19 protein-coding genes are annotated in these 22734 nt (G+C 65.8%); 11 read left to right on the top strand and 8 right to left on the bottom strand.

The features are described 5' to 3' along the window. The first annotated feature begins 86 nt into the window (after positions 1-86). From ACZ46K_RS17020 to ilvA, 3 genes are all read left to right on the top strand, one after another. Positions 87-521, top strand: coding sequence for a nitroreductase/quinone reductase family protein (locus ACZ46K_RS17020; RefSeq protein WP_054806733.1), 435 nt, complete (start codon positions 87-89; stop codon positions 519-521). A 6-nt stretch (positions 522-527) separates the two neighbouring features. Next, a complete protein-coding gene (locus ACZ46K_RS17025; protein ID WP_054806732.1) occupies positions 528-2294 on the top strand; it encodes a pyruvate dehydrogenase in 1767 nt (588 codons plus the stop codon). 93 nt (positions 2295-2387) lie between these two features. Next, positions 2388-3707, top strand: a complete 1320-nt coding sequence (ilvA, locus tag ACZ46K_RS17030; RefSeq protein WP_464749365.1) for a threonine ammonia-lyase IlvA — start codon at positions 2388-2390, stop codon at positions 3705-3707. A gap of 261 nt (positions 3708-3968) precedes the next feature. Here ilvA and ACZ46K_RS17035 read toward each other — a convergent pair whose 3' ends face one another. After that, on the bottom strand, positions 3969-4262 hold the full coding sequence (locus tag ACZ46K_RS17035; RefSeq protein WP_054806730.1) for a hypothetical protein: 294 nt from the start codon (positions 4260-4262) through the stop codon (positions 3969-3971). Positions 4263-4383: 121 nt separating this feature from the next. Further along, positions 4384-6111, bottom strand: coding sequence for a malto-oligosyltrehalose trehalohydrolase (treZ, locus tag ACZ46K_RS17040; RefSeq protein ID WP_464749366.1), 1728 nt, complete (start codon positions 6109-6111; stop codon positions 4384-4386). A gap of 86 nt (positions 6112-6197) precedes the next feature. Between treZ and ACZ46K_RS17045 the strand changes: the two genes are divergently transcribed. After that, on the top strand, positions 6198-6851 hold the full coding sequence (locus ACZ46K_RS17045; protein WP_464743763.1) for a TetR/AcrR family transcriptional regulator: 654 nt from the start codon (positions 6198-6200) through the stop codon (positions 6849-6851). Positions 6852-6878: 27 nt separating this feature from the next. On the opposite strand, the gene ACZ46K_RS17050 is transcribed toward ACZ46K_RS17045, so the two are convergent. Beyond that, positions 6879-7292 carry a YchJ family protein gene (locus tag ACZ46K_RS17050; protein ID WP_054810834.1) on the bottom strand — a complete coding sequence of 138 codons (414 nt, stop codon included), beginning with the start codon at positions 7290-7292 and terminating at the stop codon, positions 6879-6881. Positions 7293-7388: 96 nt separating this feature from the next. On the opposite strand from ACZ46K_RS17050, the gene ACZ46K_RS17055 reads away from it, so the two are divergent. Next, the gene (locus ACZ46K_RS17055; RefSeq protein WP_054807740.1) at positions 7389-8009 is read left to right on the top strand and encodes an FHA domain-containing protein; all 621 of its coding nucleotides are present in this window, start codon (positions 7389-7391) and stop codon (positions 8007-8009) included. Between the two features lie 34 nt (positions 8010-8043). Here ACZ46K_RS17055 and ACZ46K_RS17060 read toward each other — a convergent pair whose 3' ends face one another. After that, positions 8044-8970 (bottom strand): alpha/beta fold hydrolase, encoded by a 927-nt coding sequence (locus ACZ46K_RS17060; protein WP_054807738.1) that lies wholly within the window; start codon positions 8968-8970, stop codon positions 8044-8046. Between ACZ46K_RS17060 and ACZ46K_RS17065 the strand changes: the two genes are divergently transcribed. Then, positions 8946-9551, top strand: coding sequence for a TIGR00725 family protein (locus ACZ46K_RS17065; protein WP_464743765.1), 606 nt, complete (start codon positions 8946-8948; stop codon positions 9549-9551). The two genes, ACZ46K_RS17060 and ACZ46K_RS17065, sit on opposite strands and share 25 nt — an antisense overlap. A 106-nt stretch (positions 9552-9657) precedes the next feature. Here the strand turns inward: ACZ46K_RS17065 and ACZ46K_RS17070 are convergent, their stop codons facing one another. Then, complete coding sequence (locus tag ACZ46K_RS17070) at positions 9658-10929, bottom strand: amidohydrolase family protein (RefSeq protein ID WP_464743767.1); 1272 nt, start codon at positions 10927-10929, stop codon at positions 9658-9660. Positions 10930-11477: 548 nt separating this feature from the next. Between ACZ46K_RS17070 and ACZ46K_RS17075 the strand changes: the two genes are divergently transcribed. The 4 genes from ACZ46K_RS17075 (at position 11478) to ACZ46K_RS17090 (ending at position 14505) form a co-directional block, all read left to right on the top strand. Continuing rightward, positions 11478-12926 (top strand): ABC transporter substrate-binding protein, encoded by a 1449-nt coding sequence (locus ACZ46K_RS17075; protein ID WP_464743769.1) that lies wholly within the window; start codon positions 11478-11480, stop codon positions 12924-12926. Between the two features lie 2 nt (positions 12927-12928). Next, positions 12929-13717 (top strand): SDR family oxidoreductase, encoded by a 789-nt coding sequence (locus ACZ46K_RS17080; protein WP_054810246.1) that lies wholly within the window; start codon positions 12929-12931, stop codon positions 13715-13717. A gap of 66 nt (positions 13718-13783) precedes the next feature. Beyond that, a complete protein-coding gene (locus ACZ46K_RS17085) occupies positions 13784-14002 on the top strand; it encodes a helix-turn-helix domain-containing protein (RefSeq protein ID WP_054806635.1) in 219 nt (72 codons plus the stop codon). After that, on the top strand, positions 14002-14505 hold the full coding sequence (locus ACZ46K_RS17090) for a DUF2029 domain-containing protein (protein WP_464749367.1): 504 nt from the start codon (positions 14002-14004) through the stop codon (positions 14503-14505). The genes ACZ46K_RS17085 and ACZ46K_RS17090 overlap by 1 nt, the downstream gene beginning before the upstream one ends. On the opposite strand, the gene treY is transcribed toward ACZ46K_RS17090, so the two are convergent. From treY to ACZ46K_RS17105, 3 genes are read right to left on the bottom strand one after another with little or no spacing between them, the layout of a single operon-like run. After that, a complete protein-coding gene (gene treY, locus ACZ46K_RS17095) occupies positions 14502-16880 on the bottom strand; it encodes a malto-oligosyltrehalose synthase (RefSeq protein ID WP_464743771.1) in 2379 nt (792 codons plus the stop codon). The genes ACZ46K_RS17090 and treY overlap by 4 nt on opposite strands. Further along, positions 16877-19165, bottom strand: a complete 2289-nt coding sequence (glgX, locus tag ACZ46K_RS17100) for a glycogen debranching protein GlgX (protein ID WP_464743773.1) — start codon at positions 19163-19165, stop codon at positions 16877-16879. The genes treY and glgX overlap by 4 nt, the downstream gene beginning before the upstream one ends. A gap of 53 nt (positions 19166-19218) precedes the next feature. Further along, positions 19219-21294, bottom strand: a complete 2076-nt coding sequence (locus tag ACZ46K_RS17105; protein ID WP_464743775.1) for an acyltransferase family protein — start codon at positions 21292-21294, stop codon at positions 19219-19221. 137 nt (positions 21295-21431) lie between these two features. On the opposite strand from ACZ46K_RS17105, the gene ACZ46K_RS17110 reads away from it, so the two are divergent. Further along, the gene (locus ACZ46K_RS17110; RefSeq protein ID WP_464743777.1) at positions 21432-22718 is read left to right on the top strand and encodes an adenosylmethionine--8-amino-7-oxononanoate transaminase; all 1287 of its coding nucleotides are present in this window, start codon (positions 21432-21434) and stop codon (positions 22716-22718) included. The last annotated feature ends 16 nt before the right edge of the window (positions 22719-22734 follow it).

A 22734-nucleotide genomic window follows, 5' to 3' on the forward strand; every position in this document is an offset into this window, starting at 1 on the left:
CTTCAGGGTAGGCGCATCAAAGAATTCGGGTCAACGAACTTTCGGTGTTGGGTGTGGCGGATCACGTTCCGGTGTTCACTGGACGCATGCCTCTCACCGGAGAATACGAACCCAGCCCCTCGACATGGGCCGCCGATCAGGTCGAGAAGTACGAGTCCTCGGGTGGCACCGACGGCACCACTCTCAACGGCAGACCCGTCGTCATCCTCACCACTCGTGGCGCCAAGACCGGCAAACTGCGCAAGACCCCGTTGATGCGCGTCGAACACGACGGCGAGTACGCCGTTGTCGCCTCGCTCGGTGGGGCACCCAAGCATCCGGTCTGGTACTTCAACGTCCTCGCCCACCCGCAGGTCGAGCTGCGCGACGGTACCGAGGTTCACGACATGGTGGCACGCGAGTTGCACGGCGACGAGAAGGCGTTGTGGTGGGAAAGGGCGGTCGCCGCGTTCCCCGACTACGCCGACTATCAGACGAAGACGGACCGGGAGATCCCGGTCTTCGTCCTCGAGCGGAAGTAGGTCACGATGGCTGCGCACACCGTCGCGGACCAACTCGTCGGCCAGCTCGTCGATGCCGGCGTGCGGCGGATCTACGGGATCGTCGGCGACAGCTTGAACCCGGTCGTGGATGCCGTACGCCGGACAGGCGGCACAGCGTCGGGCGGGATCGACTGGATCCACGTGCGCCATGAGGAGGCTGCGGCATTCGCAGCCGCCGCGGACGCGCAGCTCACCGGGGAGCTGGCGGTGTGTGCAGGGTCGTGCGGGCCGGGCAACCTGCACCTGATCAACGGTCTCTACGACGCGCACCGATCCGGAGCTCCGGTACTGGCCATCGCCTCGCACATTCCGTCCACCCAGATCGGGTCCGGATACTTCCAGGAAACCCATCCCGATCGGCTGTTCGTCGAATGCTCCACCTACACCGAGCTGATCAGCGCCGCCGCGCAGGCTCCCCGGGTGCTGCACAGCGCGATGACGCACGCACTCGCCGGACCGGGCGTCGCCGTCGTCACGCTGCCCGGGGACATCGCAGCTCTGCCCCCTGAGGGGCCGACACCGCGTCTCGTCCGCACGGGGACCCCGACCGTCGTGCCCGCAGAGTCGGATGTCCGAGCACTGGCCGGGGCCATCGACGCCGCCGACAAGATCGCGATCTTTGCCGGTGCGGGCGTGCGCGGTGCACGCGAGGAGGTCCTGGACCTCGCAGACACGGTTGCGGCGCCGATCGGACACAGCCTGCGCGGCAAGGAATGGATCCAGTACGACAACCCGTTCGACGTCGGGATGACCGGTCTGCTCGGCTACGGCGCGGCCCACGACGGTATGCACGGCGCCGACCTGCTGCTGCTCATCGGCACAGATTTCCCGTACGACCAGTTCCTCCCCGACGTACGTACGGCGCAGATCGACATCGATGCGGGCCGGCTCGGCCGTCGCACCGAGTTGGATCTGGCGGTGCACGGCGACACCGGCGCGACCCTGCGTGCGCTGGAGCCGTTGATCCGCCGGAAGACAGACCGGAAGTTCCTCGAACGCACTCTCGAACGACACCGCGGTCTGATGGAGAAGGTCGTCGGCGCCTACACGACCCCGGTCAAACAGCGGAAGCCGATCCATCCCGAGTACGTCGCGTCCCTTCTCGACGACGTCGCAGCCGACGACGCCGTCTTCACGGCCGACACCGGCATGTGCAATGTGTGGTCCGCGCGGTACCTCAACCCGAACGGCCGTCGCCGGTTCCTCTCGTCCGCGCTGCACGGGTCGATGGCCAACGCACTGCCCCACGCGATCGGTGCCCAGTTCGCAGCACCCGGCCGGCAGGTGGTCTCGGTCAGCGGCGACGGTGGCCTGTCGATGCTGCTCGGCGAACTGATCACCGTCGTCATGCACCGGCTGCCGGTCAAGATCGTCCTGTTCGACAACGCGACGCTCGGCATGGTGAAACTCGAAATGCTCGTCGACGGCCTCGCCGACTTCGGAGTCGATGTCCCGGCAGTGGACTATGCGCGGGTCGCCGAGTCGCTCGGGTTCTACTCACGCCGCGTCGAGGACCCCGCGGAGGTGGAACAGGCACTGCGGGACGCGTTCGCTCATCCCGGTCCTGCACTGATCGACGTCGTGACCGACCCGCTGGCACTCTCGCTCCCACCGACCATCACCGGCGAGCAGGTGAAGGGATTCGCCCTGGCAATGTCGAAGCTCGTGATGAACGAGGGGGTGGGCGAAGCGGTGAAGATGGCGAAGTCGAACATTCGCAATGTGCCGAGACCCTCCCAGTTCCGGTCCTGACCGTCTGCTGGAGGGGGCCGCGTGGGTGGTGTCAACGGCAAGTGGCAGCATTGAACGGTGACCTCCACCTCGCGAACCGCTGAACCGACCGCTGTGACTGCCGTACCGACTGCAGCAGATATCGACATGGCGGCGGAGCGAATCGCGGAGGCGGTCTCGACCACCCCCATCGAACTCAGCCCTCGGCTGTCTGCTCTGACCGGTGCGCAGGTCTACCTCAAGCGCGAGGACCTGACGCGAGTGCGCTCGTTCAAGCTGCGCGGCGCCTACAACGCGATGGCCCAGCTCGACGATCGAGAACGCGCCGCGGGTGTCGTGACTGCCAGTGCGGGCAACCACGCGCAAGGTGTCGCGTATGCGTGCCGGACGATGCGAATCGAAGGCCGCATCTACGTGCCCGCGCGCACCCCGAAGCAGAAGCGCGACCGTATCCAGGTGCACGGAGGAGGGTTCGTCGAGCTGATCGCCGTGGGCGACACCTTCGATGCGGCTGCCGCTGCCGCTGCCGACGACGCGGAACGCACCGGCGCGACCATGATCCCGCCGTTCGACGACGTCCGTACTGCAGCGGGACAGGGAACCGTGGCCCGCGAAATCGTCGAGCAACTTCCGGGCGACCTGGATGTGCTCGTCGTGCCGGTCGGTGGTGGGGGCCTGATCTCGGGTATCGCGGCCTACCTGCGTGAGAGGTCACCACATACCGCGATCGTCGGAGTCGAACCTCGCGGCGCGGCGTCCATGACGGCTGCGCTGGTCGCCGGCGGGCCGGTGACTCTGCCGGAGGTGGAGCCGTTCGTCGACGGTGCCGCCGTCAAGCGGATCGGCGACGTTCCGTACGCCGTGGTGTCACAACTCGGTGCCGAAGTGGTGTCGCACTCGAGCCTGCCGCTGGTCGCAAACCTGCGTGCGGAAGGCCTGGGTCATGCTCCGTTCGGGATGACCCAGGTCGACGAAGGCGCGGTGTGCACGTCGATGCTCGAGCTCTACCAGAACGAGGGCATCATCGCCGAGCCCGCCGGTGCCCTCGCAGTCGCGGCGCTCGAGGGCCTGTCGATCGAGCCGGGCGCGACCGTCGTGTGCCTGGTGTCCGGCGGCAACAACGATGTGTCCCGGTACGGGGAGATCATCGAGCGTTCCCTCGTGCACCGGGGTCTCAAGCATTACTTCCTCGTGAACTTTCCTCAGGAGCCGGGAGCACTGCGACGCTTCCTCGACGAGGTGCTCGGCCCCGACGACGACATCACTCTGTTCGAGTACGTCAAACGCAACAACCGCGAGACAGGTGCCGCGCTCGTCGGTATCGAACTCGGTGCAGCCGAGGGTCTTTCGGCGCTCCTGCGTCGCATGGACGCCTCGCCGATCGAGGCGAGCCGTCTAGAGCCGGGATCGCCCGCTTATCGCTATCTCACCTAGGCCGGGTTTCATAAGCCTGCCTCTGCACCGCCGTCTACCTCGAGCTGGGGTTGGACGCCGGCCATCGTGGGATGGATAACGACCTTTCCGAGATTCCGGCGCGACAAGACGCACTCGTGCGAGCGGAGCGTCCTCGGGTGAGAACTTCGTCACGGCTGGAGAGACAACCCGCTCGAAAAACAACGTCCACAAGTCATCTCGCCACTCGGTATGGCGCTGTGGATCGGTGCGGGCAAAGTAGCCGAGTTGGAACCCCGAACCTCACCACGGCATGCATACCAACCAGGGGCCGAACCAGAAGCAATCCGGACGCCAGTAGTTGCCGCGATTCCAGTCGTTGTGCCCGCGATCCCAATTGTTGTGGCCGCGGTCGTTGTTCCAGTTGCCGCCGCGGTCGCGGTCTCGTCCGTGGTTGTCCCACCCTCGGTCGTTGTGGTTGACCTCGACGACGCCCGGGGACGAGTCGGTCACCGGGGCTGCGGTGGCCACACCCACGGGTGTGAGGACAAGGGCTGTGGTGAGGAACGCGCTCGCCAGTACTTTCTTTGGTTCCATGATGATTCACCTCGAAAAATTTCGGCGGTATCGACGACGGTACTCGCGTTGTCGAGGCCGAATCAAGAGCGACGATGCGAGCAGGACCGCACCGACGCTGACTGTTCGGTCAAGCGGCCGCTCAGGATTCGACGACCACGAACGAGTGGCCGGGAACCAGCACTGCGGACCGGGTGCGATTGACGACTGGCTCGTCCCACCAGAGAATAGGGCGGCCGCCGGCGGGGACTGTCACCGGATCGCTTCCGAGATTGCACACCACGCGAATCACGCCGCGATGCACCACGATCCAGCGTTCATCCTCGTCGTAGGTCACCTGGAGGTGCTCCAGCCAGGGGTCGGTCAGTTCGACCCGGTCGCGTCGCAATTCGAGAAGTTGCCGGTAGCACTCGAGTAGTCGCGCGTGCTCGGGTTCGGTGCGCTCGTCCCAGCGAAGGGTCGACCGGCGGAACGTCTCCGGATCCTGAGGATCCGGGACATCGACGGCGTCCCAGCCGTGTTCGCCGAACTCCCGGCGGCGCCCCTCGACGACGGCCGTGGCGAGTTCGGGTTCCGAGTGCGACGTGAAGTACTGGAACGGGGTACTTGCGCCCCATTCCTCGCCCATGAACAGCATCGGCGTATACGGCGAGGTGAGGACGAGTGCGGCCTTCACCGCGAGCTGACCCCGATCGAGGTAGCCGCCCGGACGGTCACCGCGGGCTCGGTTGCCGACCTGGTCGTGGGTGCACGTGTACGCGAGCAGCGAACTTGCCGGCACTCGCCGCACATCGAGGGGGCGGCCGTGCACGCGGCCACGGAACGACGAGAATGTGCCGGCGTGGAAGAATCCGTGTCCGAGCGTGCGTGCCAGACACTCCAGTGAACCGAAATCACCGTAGTAGCCTTGTCTCTCGCCCGAGACCGCAGCGTGGATCGCATGGTGGAGGTCATCGTCCCACTGCGCGTGGAGGCCGTAGCCACCAGCGGACCGGGGCGTGATCGTTCGGGGATCGTTCAGGTCGCTCTCGGCGATCAGGCTCAGAGGGCGACGGAGATGGGCAGACAGACGCAGAGTTTCGACCGACAGTTCCTCGAGCACATGAACTGCCGTGTGATCGATCAGTGCGTGAGTGGCATCGAGCCGGAGTGCGTCGATGTGGAACTCGTCGAACCAGCGCAGGGCGTTGTCGATGATATAGCGGCGTACTTCACCCGATCCGTGGCCGTCGAGATTGATGCCCTCACCCCAGATTCCCGGTTTCTCCGACAGGTAGGGTCCGAATCTGCCCAGGTAGTTTCCGGACGGACCGAGATGGTTGTAGACCACGTCGAGCGCAACGCCGACGCCTCGGGCATGGGCAGCATCGACGAATCGCTGCAATGCCTGGGGTCCGCCGTAGGGTTCGTGCACCGCGTACCAGAGCACGCCGTCATAGCCCCATCCTCGAGGGCCGTTGAATGCGTTGACGGGCATCAACTCGACGAAGTCGACGCCGAGGTCCACGAGATCGTCGAGACGCTCGATGGCGGCGTCGAGGGTGCCTTCCGCCGTGAACGTACCGATGTGCAGTTCGTACAGCACGCTCCCCGCGATCCGACGTCCGGTCCAGGCGTGGTCGGTCCAGCCGTCGGGGTCGATCGGGTGCAACTGGGACGTCCCGTGCACGCCGTCCGGTTGGCGTGGTGAACGGGGATCGGGCAGCACGGTGTCGTCGTCATCGAGTACGTAGCCGTAGCGGGACCCGGGGGAGGTATCGACGTCGGCGCGCCACCAGCCGTCGTTCTCCCGGCGCATCGGATGGAGTTCGCCGTCGACATGGAGGCGAACGGACGAGGGGATCGGAGCCCAGACCTCGAAGGTGTGCACGAGCCCCAGCATGCCCCGTCCGCACGTCGAACGCAGCCCGTTTCCGGTGCATCGGCGCTGCAGTCGATGCTGTTAGGCTGACTACGATGTCCGCAGCCAGAAGAACATACAGCTCACCGTTGCGGGAAGAAGCTGCACGCCGCACCCGGATCACGATCAGAGATGCAGCCACGACACTGTTCGAGCGAAACGGGTATGTGAGCACCACCGTCAAACAGATTGCCGACGAAGCGGGCGTCGCAGTGCGGACGGTCTTCACGGCATTCCCCGACGGCAAGGCCCAGCTGTTCAGGGAAGCCCTCGACGCCGCGGTCACCGTCGGCCCGGCCGTCGCCGACACCGACGAACCTGCCGACGGAATGCAGCCCCCGCGGTCACCGCGTGCGCTCGGCGCCGCAGCCGCAGTCGTCGACCAGGTCGTGGGGTACGGCGCGGCGATGCTCGAGCGGGCGGGTGGCCTGCTCATCACCTCGATCGAATCGTCGGGCGCCGATCCCGACATGAAACGGTTTGCCGAGGACGACGCTCGCGCAACCGCAGAGAACGCGCGCACTCTCGCCGAAGGTCTGCACCGCAGCGGATGGCTACGCGCCGACGTCACCGTCGACCACGCCGCGGACGTGCTCTACACGCTCAGTTCCCCGCAGGTACATGCGTTGCTCCGCCGCGACTGCGGATGGGACCTCGACCGGTATCGCACGTGGCTCGCCGACACACTCCGAACGACTCTGCTGCGCTGACCCGGCAGCGCTGAGCCGCGTCGTCACCTACCGGCCTCCGGCCGAGTCGAGGTACCTCCAGGCCCCGTCCTCCCGGACGAATCGGCTGTGCTCGTGCATGACCTCGGCGCGGCCGCTCTCGATGTAGTGCGCACGGAACTCGACGGTGCCCTCGGTATGCAGGAACCCACCGCCTGTCGTCCGTAGTACTTCGAGACCGGTCCACCTGGTTGTCGGATCCAGTTCGAGCGATGCCGGTCGGGCGGACGGATGCCAGGTCCGTAGCAGGTAGGCGGTGTCACCGAGGGCGAATGCCGTGTACCGCGACCGCATCAGTTCTTCGGGGGTCGGTGCCGTGCCACCGCCGTCGAGATACTGTCCGCAGCAGTCGGAGAGTCGAATTCCGCGCCCACACGGGCACGGCTTGTCGGTAGCGGGCGTCCGGTCGCGGTGTCGGGTCACCGGACCATTGTCGCCGACCGTGCGCGACGCGCTGCGAGGTGTCCTTGCCGAACACACCGCGCGGGCGCACGATTGACCTGTGTGCAGGAGACCTCGGTGAGCGACGCACTCGACCCGCGTCTGACCTACCTCGACGAACACGGGCACCAGCACCACGTGGTGTTGACGTCGGCGACTCCACGGGTGACGGTCGGCCGCGCAGCGGAATCCGGCGTGGCGTTCCCCGGTGACGAGGAGGTCTCGCGCCTGCACGCCGTGGTCGAGTGGCTCGGTACGCATTGGACGATCCTCGACGACGGACTGTCGCGCAACGGAACCTTCGTCAACGGTGAGCGGATCGCGGGGCGTCGACGGTTGCGTGAGGGCGACAGTATCCGCATCGGTTCGCACCGGCTGCGCTTCCAGGAGATCGGAGCGGGACCCGACGAGGCGACTCGCATGGCTGCGGAGCTACCCACGGTGAACTCGTTGACGGACACTCAGCGCGGGGTGTTGCGTGCGCTGTGCCGCCCGTACAAGCACGGTGTGGCCTTCGCGTCGCCCGCATCGAATCAGACGATCGCCTCCGAGTTGTATCTCAGTGTCGATGCCGTGAAGACCCATCTGCGGACACTGTTCGCGAAGTTCGGAGTCGAAGACCTACCGCAGAACCGCAAGCGGGTGCGCCTGGCCGAGCTCGCGATGCACACCGGCGTGGTCAGCGAACGCGATCTGTGACCTCGGGTGGGGTACCGCTCACGGATCCGGCGCTTCACACGTGCGGTGTCGCCCGCTCGGCCAGACGCCCGAGTGCAGCGGCCACCGCAGTGGGGTGGTCGACGGTGACCGAATGACCGGCGCCGTCGATACGCACGAGTTCCGACCGCGGTAGCCGCGAGGCAACACCGGACGACAGCTCGAATGGGGTCCACTCGTCGTGGGATCCGCACAGCACCAGCGACGGAAGGTGGGCCAGGACGGAGAGGGCCGCGGCCTCGTCGAGCACCGCGAAGGAACGGAGGAAGCCTGCCATCGTGACCACCGACGTGTCGCTGCACAGCAATGTGAACAGTGCGAGCAGCCGGCCCCCCGGCCTCGATGCACCAGTGCCGCGACGATGCAGCGCGCCGGCCACGGGTAGACCCACTCGACCACCCCACCGCGCCATCCGTTGCGTGATTCGGGGCGCCCGGGACACAGCCCGGCGGAACAACTCCACCGCCGGGCTGTGCAGGTACCGCCCGAGCCCGGACTGTGCGAGATCGTCGGCCGCGGTGGAAATCAACGCGACTCCCGAGACGCGAGTACCGATGTCGGTCGCATGCTGACGCGCATACGACAGGATCGCCATGCCGCCCATCGAATGTCCGACCAGGACGACGGACCCGGAAGTGACGGCATCGAGCACCGCACCGAGATCGCGCCCGATCTGATCGAGGGTGTACGTCTCGGCGGGCGCTCCACCGGACCGGCCGTGCCCTCGATGATCGAAGAACACCATTCGGACCGGTCGACCCAGGGTGACGAGCAGCGCCCGACGCAACCGAGTCCAGGTGTCGGTGTCATGGCAGTGCCCGTGCACGAACACGAACGTCAGTTCCGCCGTCTCGGGGCCCGCGTCGGTGACAGCGAGGGGGACCCCGTCGTCGGCGTACACGGTGGTGCGCCGAAGACGTGTCGAGTAGTGGGTGGTGGGCATGTGTCGAGGGTCCACGCCGCCACGGTTCGGTACGAGACTCCCTACCGGTAGAACCCGAAAACCGGGATAGGTGTCCTTTCACCCTTGGGGTGGTGGACAATCCCGATATGCATTCGCAGCGTTATGTCGGGGTCGTCGGTCCGGGGGAGGCGACGCCCGAGCAACGGCGGATCGCTCGTCAGGTCGGTGGGCTGCTCGCCGGTCGCCGGGCGATAGTCGTCACCGGCGGTCTCGGTGGGGTCATGGCTGCCGCGTCGCGGGGAGCGATCGAGGCGGGCGGGACCACACTCGGGTTGCTGCCCGACGACGACCGGGTGGTAGGGAATCCGTACTTGACGGTGGCGATCCCCACCGGGTTGGGGGAGATGCGCAACGCCCTGCTGGTGCGCAGCAGCGACGCACTCGTCGTCGTCGGCGGGAGTTGGGGAACGATGAGCGAGATCGCGTTGGCGGTGCGCACCGGTGTCCCCGTCGTGTCGATCGGAGGCTGGAAGATGCCGGCGGGCGGCGTGCTCGACGTCGAATCACCGGGGGAAGCGGTCGAATGCCTGCACGCGTTGCTCTGGCGTAAGGACGCATGATCCGGCTCGTGTCATGAGAACCGTTCCACAACAGGGCAACTCCACCGCGCCGTGATGCCCGCCGACTCGGTGTCGGCGGGCATCACGCGGCGAAGTGGTCGGGCAGTTACGAGTTGGCGAGTTCGTAGCGCCGACGGTATTCCTCCTTGGAGGTTTCGCTGATGTCGACGTCCTTGGCGCGTGCGCGCAGGGCACCGACCGTGGCCTGCTCACGGGGCGTGTGCTCGAACGGGTCCCAGCCGAAGAAGCGTGCGGCGTTCTCGAAGGTGACCTTGTCGATCTCCTCGTCGGTGAGCTCGGCGGCGACCAGTTCGTCCATCAGTACCTCGGGGGAGTGCGGCCAGGTGGAATCGGAGTGCGGGTAGTCGCATTCCCAGGCGATGGTGTCGATGCCGAGGCGTTCGCGGTTGTTCAGGCCGCTCGGTTCGGTGATGTAGCAGGCGAGGAAGTTCTTCTTCCACACGTCGGTGGGCGACATGCCCTTCGGCAGGAAACTTGCACCGGTCCAGGACTGGTTGACGATGTGGCGTTCGAGGCGGTCGAGCCACGGCGCGACCCAGCCGACGCCGCCTTCACTCATGGCGACCTTGAGATCGGGGAATTTCTGGAATGCGCCGCTGAGCATCATGTCGGTTGCGGCGATCGTCGAGATGAGTGGGGTGAGCACCATCATGTCGTCGAGGTTGAACGCTTCAGGTCGTTTGACGAGGCTCATGCCGCCGCCGATGTGCAGGCTGAGCACGATGTTGTGCTCGACGCAGGCCTTGAAGATCGGGTCCCAGTGCCCGGATTTGAAGTCGGGGTAGCCATCTCCGACGCCGTACGGGGTTTCGGGGATCGAGATGGAGCGGCAGCCCATGGCGGCGAGGCGGTGGATTTCCTTGACGGATTCGTCGGCGTCGTAGAAGGGGATGATGCCGAGTGGGATGAAGCGTCCGGGGTGGGTGTCGGGGACCTCGCCGACGACCCAGTCGTTGAAGGCTTTCAACGCTGCGAGTGAGAGTTTCTTGTCGGGCAGGGTGGCGAGGTGGGTGCCGGCGAAGCCGGGGAAGGTCGCGAAGAGGGTGGCGGCGAGGGTGCCGTTGGCGTCCATGTCGCGGACGCGCTGGTCCATGTCGTAGACGCCGGGTCGCATTTCGGCGTAGCCGGTGGGGTCCATGCCCCATTCTTCTTTGGGCCAGGAGACGACGGCGTTGAGGCCGGAGCTGCCGACGACGGAGCCTTGGAACAGCCATGCCTCGACGTTGGGGTTGCGGGGGTGGGCGGTCAGTGTCGGGGCGTGGTCCATGAGGCTCTTCGGGAAGTGTTTCTCGAAGATATCGCGGGGTTCCACCACGTGGTCGTCGATGCTGACCATCACCATGTCGTCGATATTCATTGAGATCCTCTCGTGCGCTTGCGAAACGAGGCGCTCCGGTAGCGCGGACCGGGCGGAATTCGGGTGGGCTGAGAACGTCGATGGATGTGTTCGGCAGGTGCTGGAGTCGCGCCACGGGTGCAGGCGAGGGACCCACCCGATCTGCGAGTGAACCGACATGTTGCGCTGTCCGATACGTGTGGCGAGAATCTACTTTCTCTATTGAGAGAATACTAATCTCGCGAAGGCGCCCCTGCAAGATCGGATGGACTCGTCGTCATCACCGGCGACCGGGAATGCGCTCCCGCGGAGTACCCCGTCGGCGGCGGGTTGTGATGCTTGCCACACTGGACGGCGCAACCTATTCTCATGAAACAGAATCCCATTCCGATTCTGAAGAGTGACGTGTTTGCTCTTCTATTTTGTGACGAGAGGGTGCAATGCTCCGACCGAAGCGTGTGCTTGCAGTAATCGCGGTGGCATGTGCCTCTGCGCTGATCTCGAGTTCGTGTGGTGGCTCAGGTGCCGACAATTCTGGTGCCGGAGGCGCTGAGGAAGTAGGCGATCCTGTGGCAGGCGGCTCTCTGGATGTGATCCAGATGGGCGAGCCGCGCAGCCTGGATCCGGCTGCACTGTCGAATACCTTTGCGCATCAGCCGACACTGGGCAACGCACTCTACGGCTCGCTGATCATCAACGATCTCGAGACGCAGGACATCGAATACAAGATGGCCACCGACTTCGTCACTGCCGACGGGGGTGCCACCTTCACGCTCACTCTGCGCCCCGATCTCGTGTTCACCGACGGGACCCCGCTCGATGCTGCCGCCGTGAAATACAACTGGGAACGGCTTCGTGATCCTGCGCTCGGCTCCACCGCGATCCGGGTAGCGGGCCAGATTGCCGGAGTCGAGGTGGTGGACCCCGTCACTGTGTCGATCGCATTGGTGAGCCCCAATCCCCACTTCCCGCACAGCATGCTCACTACTGCGCTGAACTGGATCGCCTCGCCGGCGGCCTTGGAGCAAGGCCGGCAGGCTTTCGACGACAACCCGGTGGGTGCCGGCCCGTTCGCCCTGGTGGACTGGGTGCGGCAGGGTGCGATCGAGCTGGAGAAGAACCCCGACTATTGGGATGCTCCCAAGCCGTATCTCGATACGCTCCGGATCACCACCGTGGCGGACACCAACCAGCGATTCAATGCGGTCTCGACGGGTAACGCCGATCTGTCCTCGGAAGCCAGTTGGGCCACCTTGGACAAAGCCGAGCAGGCGGGTGTGGCCACCGAACTGGTACCGACCGGTGGCGGTCAGATCATGGTCATGAACTCGGCCCGCGCACCGTTCGATGATGTACGGGCAAGGCGAGCTGTCTCCCTGGCTCTGGATCGTGACGCGTTGAACTCTGTGGTCTACAACGGGGTCGGGGAGATCACCGAATACCTGTTCGCGGAAAGCTCGCCCTTCTTCGAGGAGGTTCCGCTGTGGACGCACGACACGGACGCCGCCCAAGTGCTCTTCGACGAGTTGGCCGCAGACGGGACACCGCTGTCGTTCACGTTCCTGTCCTATCCGACACAGGAGGCCAAGGCGGCGGCGGAGACTTTGCAGGCGCAGCTGAGCGCCTTCGACAATGTGGAGGTCAACGTCGAGGTTGCGGACTATCCCACGCTCACGGCTCGCGCGGGCGGGCGGGATTTCGACATGATCCTCTCGTCTGCGATAGTTCAGGATCCCGACTACGCGCTGTGGACAGCGTTTCACGGCGATTCTCCCGGAAACTTCACCGGACTCGATGACTCGGCGCTCAACGATGCATTGGATGCCGGCCGGCTTGCAGAAACGGTCGAGGAACGCACTGCGGCGTACAGCACCGTCCAGGAGCGGCTGGCCGAGCTCGTCCCGGGCGTCTGGTACGTCAAGGCATCCCCGTCGGTCATGTACGGCGAGAATGTGCACGGAATCGGCATGTACACCCTCGGGTCGCCGCTGCCCGAAAACCTCTGGATCACGGAGTGAGCATGGAATTGTCCTCGGCCCGGCACGCCTTCGTCACGGGCGGTGCAAGTGGAATAGGGCTCGGCATCGTAGATGCGCTTGCTCACCACGGTATTTCGGTGACCATCGCCGATATCGACGAACGAGCGCGGCAGGCGGTGGTCGCGGCGCGCGGTGACCACGTCCGTGGCGTTGCACTCGATGTCCGGGATCGTGACGCCTGGGCTCAGGCAGCGACGGAGTCGGAATCCGTGTTCGGGCCGGTGGACATCCTCGTCAACAACGCGGGCATCGGGTTCAACGGTCGGGATGTTGTCGATGTGGATCCGGCGACCTTCGACATGCTCGTCGCGATCGATCTCGCGGGCGTGTTCAACGGCGTGTCCACATTCGGTGCGGACATGCGTGCGCGCGGGCGTGGCCACATCGTCAACACCGCGTCGGTGATGGGTCTGCTTGCGGGTACACCGGGGCGCGGTGCATACAGCGCGGTGAAGACGGCGGTGATCGCGTTGTCCGAGGCGATGAGAACGGAAATGGCGCCGTACGGTGTCGGTGTGTCCGTGCTGTGTCCTGGCTTGGTGAAGTCGAACCTCGACGAGAACACCGCGCGCATCGGCGGGCAGGTCGAGGACGCGAGTGCCATCAAGGGCGCCGGGGATATCGGAATGGAGCCGCGAACGGCCGGTGATCTGGTGGCGCAGGGGATCGAGCAGAACCTGCCGTACATCATCACGCACCCGCACTATCTCGATCACCTGGACACGCGGGTGGAGGCGATACGAACCAGCGTCGTGACGGCGGTTCGGTAAGACCGACCGACCACAAAAAGACAAGTGTTCTTGACATTCAATGTCAAGGATGCTTGTCTTTTTGGTGTGACGGGCACGCCGAGGGACAACAAGGTCCGTGAATTTCGCAAGAAGTCGCGGATCACGCAGGCCGAGCTCGGTGCGCAGGTGGGAGTCAGTCGACAGAGCATCGTGTCGACGGAGAAGGGCGACTACGCGCCCAGCGTCTACCTCGCCTTACGTCTCGCGCGGAGTCTCGGCACCACCGTCGAGGAACTGTTTCCACAGACCGAGGAGGGGCCGTGATGGCCGTGTTCATGAAAGCTGCCCGCACCATCGGCGACCTGGACGACGAGTTCTACCACGACGAACGTCAGCGCGATGTGTGGAACGAGGCCTCCGCGGTGGGATTCCAACTCGCCCAATGGGCCGCCCTCGCCGGCGCAGCCCTTCTGCCCTGGGTCGCCGGACGTGTCGGTGCTCAGATCTCGATCGGCATTCTGGCCGTGTGGTTCGTCATCTCGATGATGACAATTGCGTATGCACGCGCCGCACACGTCGATCTGTTCTCGACCACGAAGACCTGGCGACCCCGGACCATCCTGGCAGGCGTTGTCTACCTCGCCGGCATCGCCGGAATCTACGCGCAACTGTCCACCCCCCTCGATCAGGATGCCGCCACGTGGGCGGGATTGATCGTCGGCGGGCTCGTCGGTGGAGGCATCGCGGTCGCTGCAGTCTGGTGGCACCGGCGTCGCGAACTCCGCCGCCAGGAGCAAGAGGACGTCCGCGACCTGGCAGACCTCTAGGGTGACCGGACCCGACCCAACGCTGCGACCGGAAACCGAGCGACCAGGTCGTCGAGGCGCACCTGTCCCGATACCTGACGGCCGGTCAACAGGTCGCTCCAACTTCCCGGCGGCAGATCGAGAGCTGTATCGCCCCATCCGGTCCTGTGAAGCGAGACCGTGTGGCGCAAGGCGACCGCCACCACGTCGACATCATCGGCCCGCGGACCCCGGCCGTACGCAAGCACATGTCGCGCGGCCGATCCGGTGGCCCGTATCGGCACGTAGGCGCCACCGACGAAACTCGCGGGCCGTTCGCGACGCAGTCGCAGCGCTGCACGAACGACGGTGAACTTCACCGGTGCTTCCGGAGTATCGAGCAGGCGGCGGCGCACGGTGAAATCGACGGGCCTCCGATTGTCGGGGTCCACCAACGAGTCGTCCCACAGTTCGGTGCCCTGGTAGACGTCCGGGATCCCCGGGCCGAGAAGCTGGAGGAGTTTCTGGCCCAGCGCATCCGATGACAGATGCGGTTCGAGGTCGGTGACGAACTCGGTCATCCCGGTACTGCACGGGCCGTCGCACACGGCGTCGAGCCAGGCGAGGACGGAACCCTCGAACTCGACGTCCACATCCGTCCACGAGGTCCGAGTGCCGTTTTCCCGCACTGCCTTCCGGATGTAGCCCTGCAGACGCGTCCGCACGGCGTCGGTGACGACGCCGTCGACCGGCCAGGCACCGAACAGTGTCTGCCAGAGGAACGCCCCGATCGCAGGGTCGGGGCTCGGCGCCGCCATCTCCCATTCCGTCACGCAGTCGGCCCACGGCTGCGGCACCTGCGACAGCACTCCGATTCGCGCGCGGACATCTTCGCTGCGCTTGGTGTCGTGCGTGGACAATGTGGTCATCGTTCGCGGCCACGAACGAGCACGCTGTGCCCACAGCAGGTGGAACTCGCTCGGGTCGAGACCGAAGCGACCGGGATTCCCGCCCACCTCCTGCAGGGAGATCAGGCGTGCCGCGCGATAGAACAGGCAGTCCTCCACTGCTTTCGCGGTAGAGGCGCCGCACACCTGCCCGAACCGCGCGGCGGTTTCGGGATCTGTGGCCAGCGCCTGCACCACCACCTCGAGGGCGGGCATCAGCGCAGGTTCGCTGCGTCCCACCTCACCGACGATGCGTGGCAACATCGTGCTCAGTGGCGCGTAGTCGGCTCGGTACACCGGAACCTGTGTGATCACCGGGACCACCGCATCGCGCAGTGCAAGGTCGGTGACCGTGGTGTCGCCGGTTGCGTGCCGGATCGTTCGTACGAGGCGCCGGATCTCCGGCGCGAGGCCTGTTTCGAGCACTTGTCGTCCGAGCAGCTGTTCCTGCGCGTGCAGCCAGTGTGCGTCACCGTCCGCGCCGGTGAATGTGCGTGAGAGCGCGCTCAGTTCGTTCTCTCCGCCAGGATCGAGGAACACCCCGGTGAGTTCGTTGAGGGCATCGTAGCCGGTGGTGCCGTCCACAGGAAGTGTGGCGTCGAGAGGTTCGCCGTCTGCGAGAACCTTCTCGACCACGAGCCATCGGTCGGCGCCGATCAGATCGCGCAGCCGAACGAGGTAGTCCGCAGGATCGGCCAGACCGTCGGGGTGATCGACTCGAATACCGTCGACCAGTCCGTCCGCGATCCACGACGCGACCTGGGCATGCGCTGCATCGAATACGCGGGGATCTTCGACCCGGATGGCCGCAAGGTCGCTGACGGTGAAGAACCGCCGGTACCCGATCCGGCCGGAATCCCACGGCACAAGCCGGTACGACTGCCGATCGTGGATCTCGGCCGCGGTGCCGACATCGGTGCCCGGTGCGATGGGAAACCGCTTGTCGTAATAGGCGATCATCGGCTCTGCACCGGATCGGTCGACCGTGAGATCGTGCCCGTCGGCACCCGAGGCCAGCACGGGCAGCGCGCATTTCCCTCCTGCGCCGTTGTCGGCGCTGGTATCGAAGTCGAAATAGTCTGCGTATTCGGATTTGTCGCCGTGGCGGAGAGCGTCCCACCACCATGCGTTCTGACGTGGGTCGGCGACCCCGACATGGTTGGGGACGATGTCGATGACCAACCCCATACCGCGTTCGCGTGCGGCGTCGGCCAGCGCTTCGAGTCCGGGACGACCGCCGAGCCCCTCCGACACCGTGCTCGGGTCCGCCACGTCGTATCCGTGAGTGGATCCGTCCACCGCGGTGAGCACCGGTGACAGGTACAGATGTGAGACGCCGAGGTCGTCGAAGTAGTCGATCAGAGCCACCGCGTCGGCGAAGGTGAACGCGTCGGGGCGCATCTGCAGCCGATAGGTTGCTGTCACAGGAACCGGGTGAAGCGCACGAGAATGCACTGGGACGGCGTTCATTCGGTCTTCCTCAGGACGAGTACCGAACGGGCCTGGACGGTGACCGATTCCCCCGCCGCTACCGTCGTCGGGGTGCGCCGGCCGTCCGCGATATCGGTGTCGAGGGTCAGCGTCCATTCCTGCGCGTGCGGACCGTCGGGGGTGGCGAAGTCGATCGGTTCGTCATGGGCGTTGAAGCACAGGAAGAACGAGTCGTCGACCACCCGCTGACCCCGCTGATCCGGTTCCGGGATGCCCTCGCCGTTGAGGAGCACCGACAACGATCTACCGAATCCGCTGTCCCAATCCTCGGGTGTCATCTCGTCGCCACCCGGGGTGAGCCACGCGATATCGCGGGATTGCTCTCCGCTGCGGATCGGGCGACCTTCGAAGAACCTGCGCCGACGGAAGACCGGATGCTCGGTGCGCAGCGCGATGACGGTGCGGGTGAACTCCAGCAGATCCGCATTCGTCTCGGCGAGTGACCAGTCCATCCAGGACAATTCGTTGTCCTGGCAATACACGTTGTTGTTGCCGTTCTGGGTGCGGCCGATCTCGTCGCCGTGCGCGATCATCGGGGTTCCCTGCGACAGCAGCAAGGTCGCGAGGATGTTGCGCTGCTGGCGTGCCCGGAGTGCGAGGACGTCGGGGTCGTCCGTCCGGCCTTCCACGCCACAGTTCCACGAGCGATTGTGCGACTCACCGTCGCGGTTGTCCTCACCGTTCGCTTCGTTGTGTTTCTCGTTGTAGGACACGAGATCCGCGAGTGTGAATCCGTCGTGCGCGGTGACGAAATTGATCGACGCACTCGGTCGTCGCCCGGTGTCCTCGTAGAGATCGGAGGAACCCGTGAGACGGGACGCGAATTCGCCGAGTGTGGCCGGCTCACCGCGCCAGTAGTCGCGGACCGTGTCGCGATACTTGCCGTTCCACTCGGTCCACAACCCGGGGAAGTTGCCGACCTGATAGCCACCTTCGCCCACGTCCCACGGTTCGGCGATGAGCTTGACCTGCGACACCACAGGATCCTGTTGGACCAGGTCGAAGAATGCGGACAGCCGATCGACGTCGTGCAGCTCGCGGGCGAGAGTCGATGCGAGATCGAACCGGAACCCGTCTACATGCATTTCGGTGACCCAGTACCGAAGGGAGTCCATGATCAGCTGGAGAGTGTGCGGATTCCGAGCGTTGAGACTGTTGCCGGTGCCGGTGTAATCCATGTAGTGGACCTTGTCGTCTTCGACGAGCCGGTAGTAGGCGGCATTGTCGATGCCGCGGAACGAGATGGTCGGGCCGAGATGATTGCCCTCGGCGGTGTGGTTGTAGACGACGTCGAGGATGACCTCGATCCCTGCTTCGTGGAACGTGCGCACCATCGCCTTGAACTCGGCGACCACCCCGCTCGGTTTCGACGCCGAGGAGTACGCGGTGTGCGGAGCAAAGAACCCGAAGGTGTTGTACCCCCAATAATTGCTGAGCCCGCGATCTTGCAGCGTCTGGTCGTTCATGAACTGGTGCACCGGCATCAGTTCGATGGCGGTGACGCCGAGCAGGAGCAGGTGCTCGATGACTGCCGGATGCGCGAGGCCGGCGTAGGTGCCGCGGAGGTAGTCGGGCACATCGGGGTGGGTGGCGGTCATGCCTTTGACGTGGGCTTCGTAGATGACCGTCTGATGGTAGGGGCGCCGCGGGTGACGGTCGGATGCCCAGTCGAAGAACGGATTGATCACGACGGTGGTCATCGTGTGCCCGAGCGAATCGAGATGGGGAAGTTCGTCGGCCGATTCCTGTTCGTTCCCGTTGCCCTCGTTCCCCCGGTCCTCGGGCTCGTCCGTCGGTGCAGCATCGTCGGATCCGGCGGACTCGGGTGCCGGTTCGGAGTCGGGAGCGGGATCGCGGCTGTCGGTGTCCGGATCGGGCAGCGCGTACGAGTACAGCGACGGGTGGCCGTCGAAACCGCCGTCGAATGCCTTGCCGTAAGGGTCGAGAAGTAGCTTGCTCGGGTCGCACCGATGCCCTTCGGCCGGATCGAACGGGCCCGACACGCGGTATCCATAGCGCTGGCCGGGTGAGATCGTCGGAAGATACGCGTGCCAGACGTATCCGTCGACCTCGTCGAGCTCGATCCGTGTTTCGTGGCCGTCCCGGTCGATGAGGCACAGTTCGACCTTCTCGGCGATCTCCGAGAACAGTGAGAAGTTCGTCCCGGCACCGTCGTAGGTGGCTCCCAGCGGATAGGGATGGCCGGGCCACACCGGAATGGGGCCGGTCGCATCCGGGGCTGTGCGTGAGTCGCTGGGCTCCATGGGTGCTCAGCGTAACCGCCGCGGATGCGTCCCTCTCGTCGGAGAGGCGGCCGTCACCACCACCCGGTCGCGGGACCGAGTTGGCGGCCCAGTTCGGGCGTCAGCGTCCGTACATATGTCGTGGTGAGGTGGTCGTCGTCGCGGTAGACGAGCACATTGCCCTCGATGACGCGGCACACGTCCTGTCGGCACAACGAATCGGTCAGGTCCAGCAGCGTCACCGACGGAAGGTGCGCGGAGGCAGCCAGGGCCGGGTCGACCGGATCGAGTGCGGCCGCGCGATCGACGCCGCACGACTCCGCGGTGCCGCCCGAAGCCAGACAATCGGAGGCGGTGTACTGGACCTCGTTGTCGATGAGCCACGGATTGTCGCGGATCGCGACCACCGGGATGCCGTAATCGGTGAGCGTCTGCCACAGATCGACGTACCAGAACGGCGTGAAGTCGCCCGGCCCCTCACCCTCGTCCTTGGTCCTGGTGGAGGTGGTGAACAGCACGTCGGGCGGATACGCCGCGAGTTCGGCCAGGACCTTCACCGACCAGGAGTCGCACTCCAAGGTCTCCGAGTCCTCGGTCAGGTCGGCAGCGGGATCGGACAACGGGCACCCGACCTTGAGGTAGGTGTCGATGCGGAAGCCGTGTTCCCGACCCAACGCGTCGAGCGCCGCGAGCCAGTGTTCGGAGTGCGAACCGCCGGCGAGAACCATGCGGCGCGTCGACATCGCGTCGCCGTAGACACAGGTCAAGGCTTCGTGATTGGTGTGCTGCGCGATGCAGCCGTCGATGGTCGCGGGCGGAAGGTCGTCGGCGGCCACGATCAGTGGCGGGTACACGGGCTGGTGCTCGACCTCGGGCAGTCCGATCGCCGCAGCGCCAGGGTAGAGATCGGGGTCCGGTTGGGCCGAATGGGAGAAGCGACTCACCGTGCGATCGACGTGGGCGATCCACCCGGTCGACCCTGCGGTCAGCGCCACCGCAGTCAGCGCGAGACCTGCGACGAGAGTGGTGCGCCATCGTCCCGGGATCGACCGCCGAATCGGGGTCTCGATGAACCGGGTGGTGGCTTCGGCGAGGACCAGGGAGATACCGATCACGACGAGCCCACCGACGAGTCCGACCGAGGGGCGATCTCGCACCAGCAGGTAACCGATGAGCACGGGCCAGTGCCACAGGTACAGCGCATACGCGATGCTTCCGAGCCGGATCAGCGGCGCCGACGACAGGAATTTCGCCGAGGGGGTGTCGGGTCCTGTGACGCCGGGGGTGGCGCCTGCAACGACCAACGCCATCGCCGCCCCCACCGGGACCAATGCCCATGGCCCCGGAAACAGGGCATTGCCGTTGAGAGCGAACCCGCACGCGAAGAGAATCGCCAGGCTCGCGATACCCAACCCGGACCGAACGAGTCTCGGTGCCCGCAGCCACGGCGAGATGCACACCAGGACCGCGCCGAGCGTCAGTTCCCACACTCGCGCCGCACTGTCGTAGTACAGCCACGACTGCGGTGTCGTGGAGAACGCTGCATACGCCAGCGACGCGACGGTGATCAACGAGAGAAGTACGGTCAGTGGCACGCGGACCGGGATCTGTGCCCGACGCAGCAACCACGCCGAGGCGAACACCACGATCAGGGCCGCGAGATAGAACTGCCCCTGCACCGCGATCGACCACAGGTGTTGCAGGGGGCTGACCATGGGATCGGCGGCGAGGTAGTCGCTCGCGGTGCGCGCGAGCTCCCAGTTCTGCACGAACAGCAGCGATGCGCGTGTCTGCTCCGCGACCCGGTCCCACTGAGGGAACGGGAGCAGGACGAGTGCGGCGATCGTCGTGCCCGCGAGGACGAGAACCAGTGGCGCGAGTAGCCGGCGCCCGACCCGCTTCAGCACCGGCCACGGGTCGAGGGGCGCACCTGATTCCGCGACCCGGAGCAAGGAGCCGACGAAGAAGAAGCCGGACAGCGCGAGAAACACGTCGACGCCGCCGGACACGCGTCCGAACCAGACATGGAAGACCACCACCAAGGCGATGGCGAGTCCGCGGACTCCGTCGAGATCGGCCCGATAGCCAGGGCGAGCAGAGGCTGGGGCCGCCGTGGTGTTCACGGCTGAATGCGACGTATGGACGGACATGAAGCTGGCAGTACCCCTGGTGCGTGCGGGCTCGGCGGCCGACATCCGTCGAGCTGTTCGTGTGAGGAAGCTTCACATGAACCTAGGCAGACTACGGGGTGGCACTCTGTGATCACCAACCGCTTACAGTCGGGTGCGTGTCATCCACCACCTCTTCTGCTGCACGTATCTCGTCTCTCGACGCAGCGCACCTGTGGCATCCGTACGGTGCGTTCCCTCCGTCGACCGAACCGCTCGTGGTCGACCGTGCTCATGGTACGCGGCTCGTGCTGGCCGACGGGCGTGAGCTGGTCGACGGCATGAGCTCCTGGTGGGCGACGGTGCACGGCTACCGGCACCCGGTGCTCGACCGCGCCGTCACCGAGCAGTTGTCCAAGATGAGCCACGTCATGTTCGGTGGGCTGACGCACGCGCCCGCGGCGCGTCTGGCCGAACTGCTGGTGGAGATCACGCCGGACGGGCTCGACAAGGTGTTCCTCGCCGACTCCGGCTCTGTGTCGGTCGAGGTCGCAATCAAGATCGCGTTGCAGTATCAGCGGGCGGTCGGGAAACCGGAGCGGCACCGCCTGCTCACGTGGCGCGGCGGCTACCACGGCGACACGTTCGCGCCGATGAGCGTGTGCGACCCCGAAGGCGGGATGCATTCGATGTGGACGGACGTGCTCGCGCAGCAGGTGTTCGCCCCCGCGCCACCGGCCGAATTCGACGCGGACTACGTCGAGACCTTCGAATCGATACTGAACGAGCACACCGACGAACTCGCCGCAGTGATCGTCGAACCGGTCGTGCAGGGTGCCGGCGGCATGCGCTTCCATGATCCCGCCTACCTGCGCGAATTGCGCCGCATGTGCGACGAACACGGACTGCTGCTCATCTTCGACGAGATCGCCACCGGGTTCGGTCGCACCGGTGAGCTGTTCGCCGCGGACCACGCGGGTGTGTCACCGGACGTCCTGTGCGTCGGTAAGGCGCTCACCGGTGGGTATCTGACCCTCGCCGCGGTCCTGTGCACGTCGGACATTGCCGAGGCGATCAGTGCGGGCGAAGGCGGCGGAGTAATGCACGGCCCGACCTTCATGGGTAATCCACTCGCGTGCGCCGTGGCGGTCGCATCCACCGAACTGTTGCTCTCACGTGACTGGCGCGCCGAGGTCGCCGCACTCACCTCCGGCCTCGAAGCCGGGCTCGCACCGGCTCGGGACATCTCCGGGGTCGTAGACGTCCGGGTCCTCGGGGGGATCGGCGTCCTGGAGCTCGCCCAGCCCGTCGACATGCGTGCTGCGACCGATGCGGCGGTCGGTGCCGGGGTGTGGCTGCGGCCGTTCCGTAACCTCATCTACACGATGCCGCCGTATGTGTGCACCGCCGACGACGTGGCCCGGATCTGCGAGGGCATGCTCGCAGCGGCCCGCAGCGGGCACTGAGCCCGCGCCGGGCGCC

The sequence above is a fragment of the Rhodococcus sp. JCM 9793 genome, from assembly GCF_055380405.1.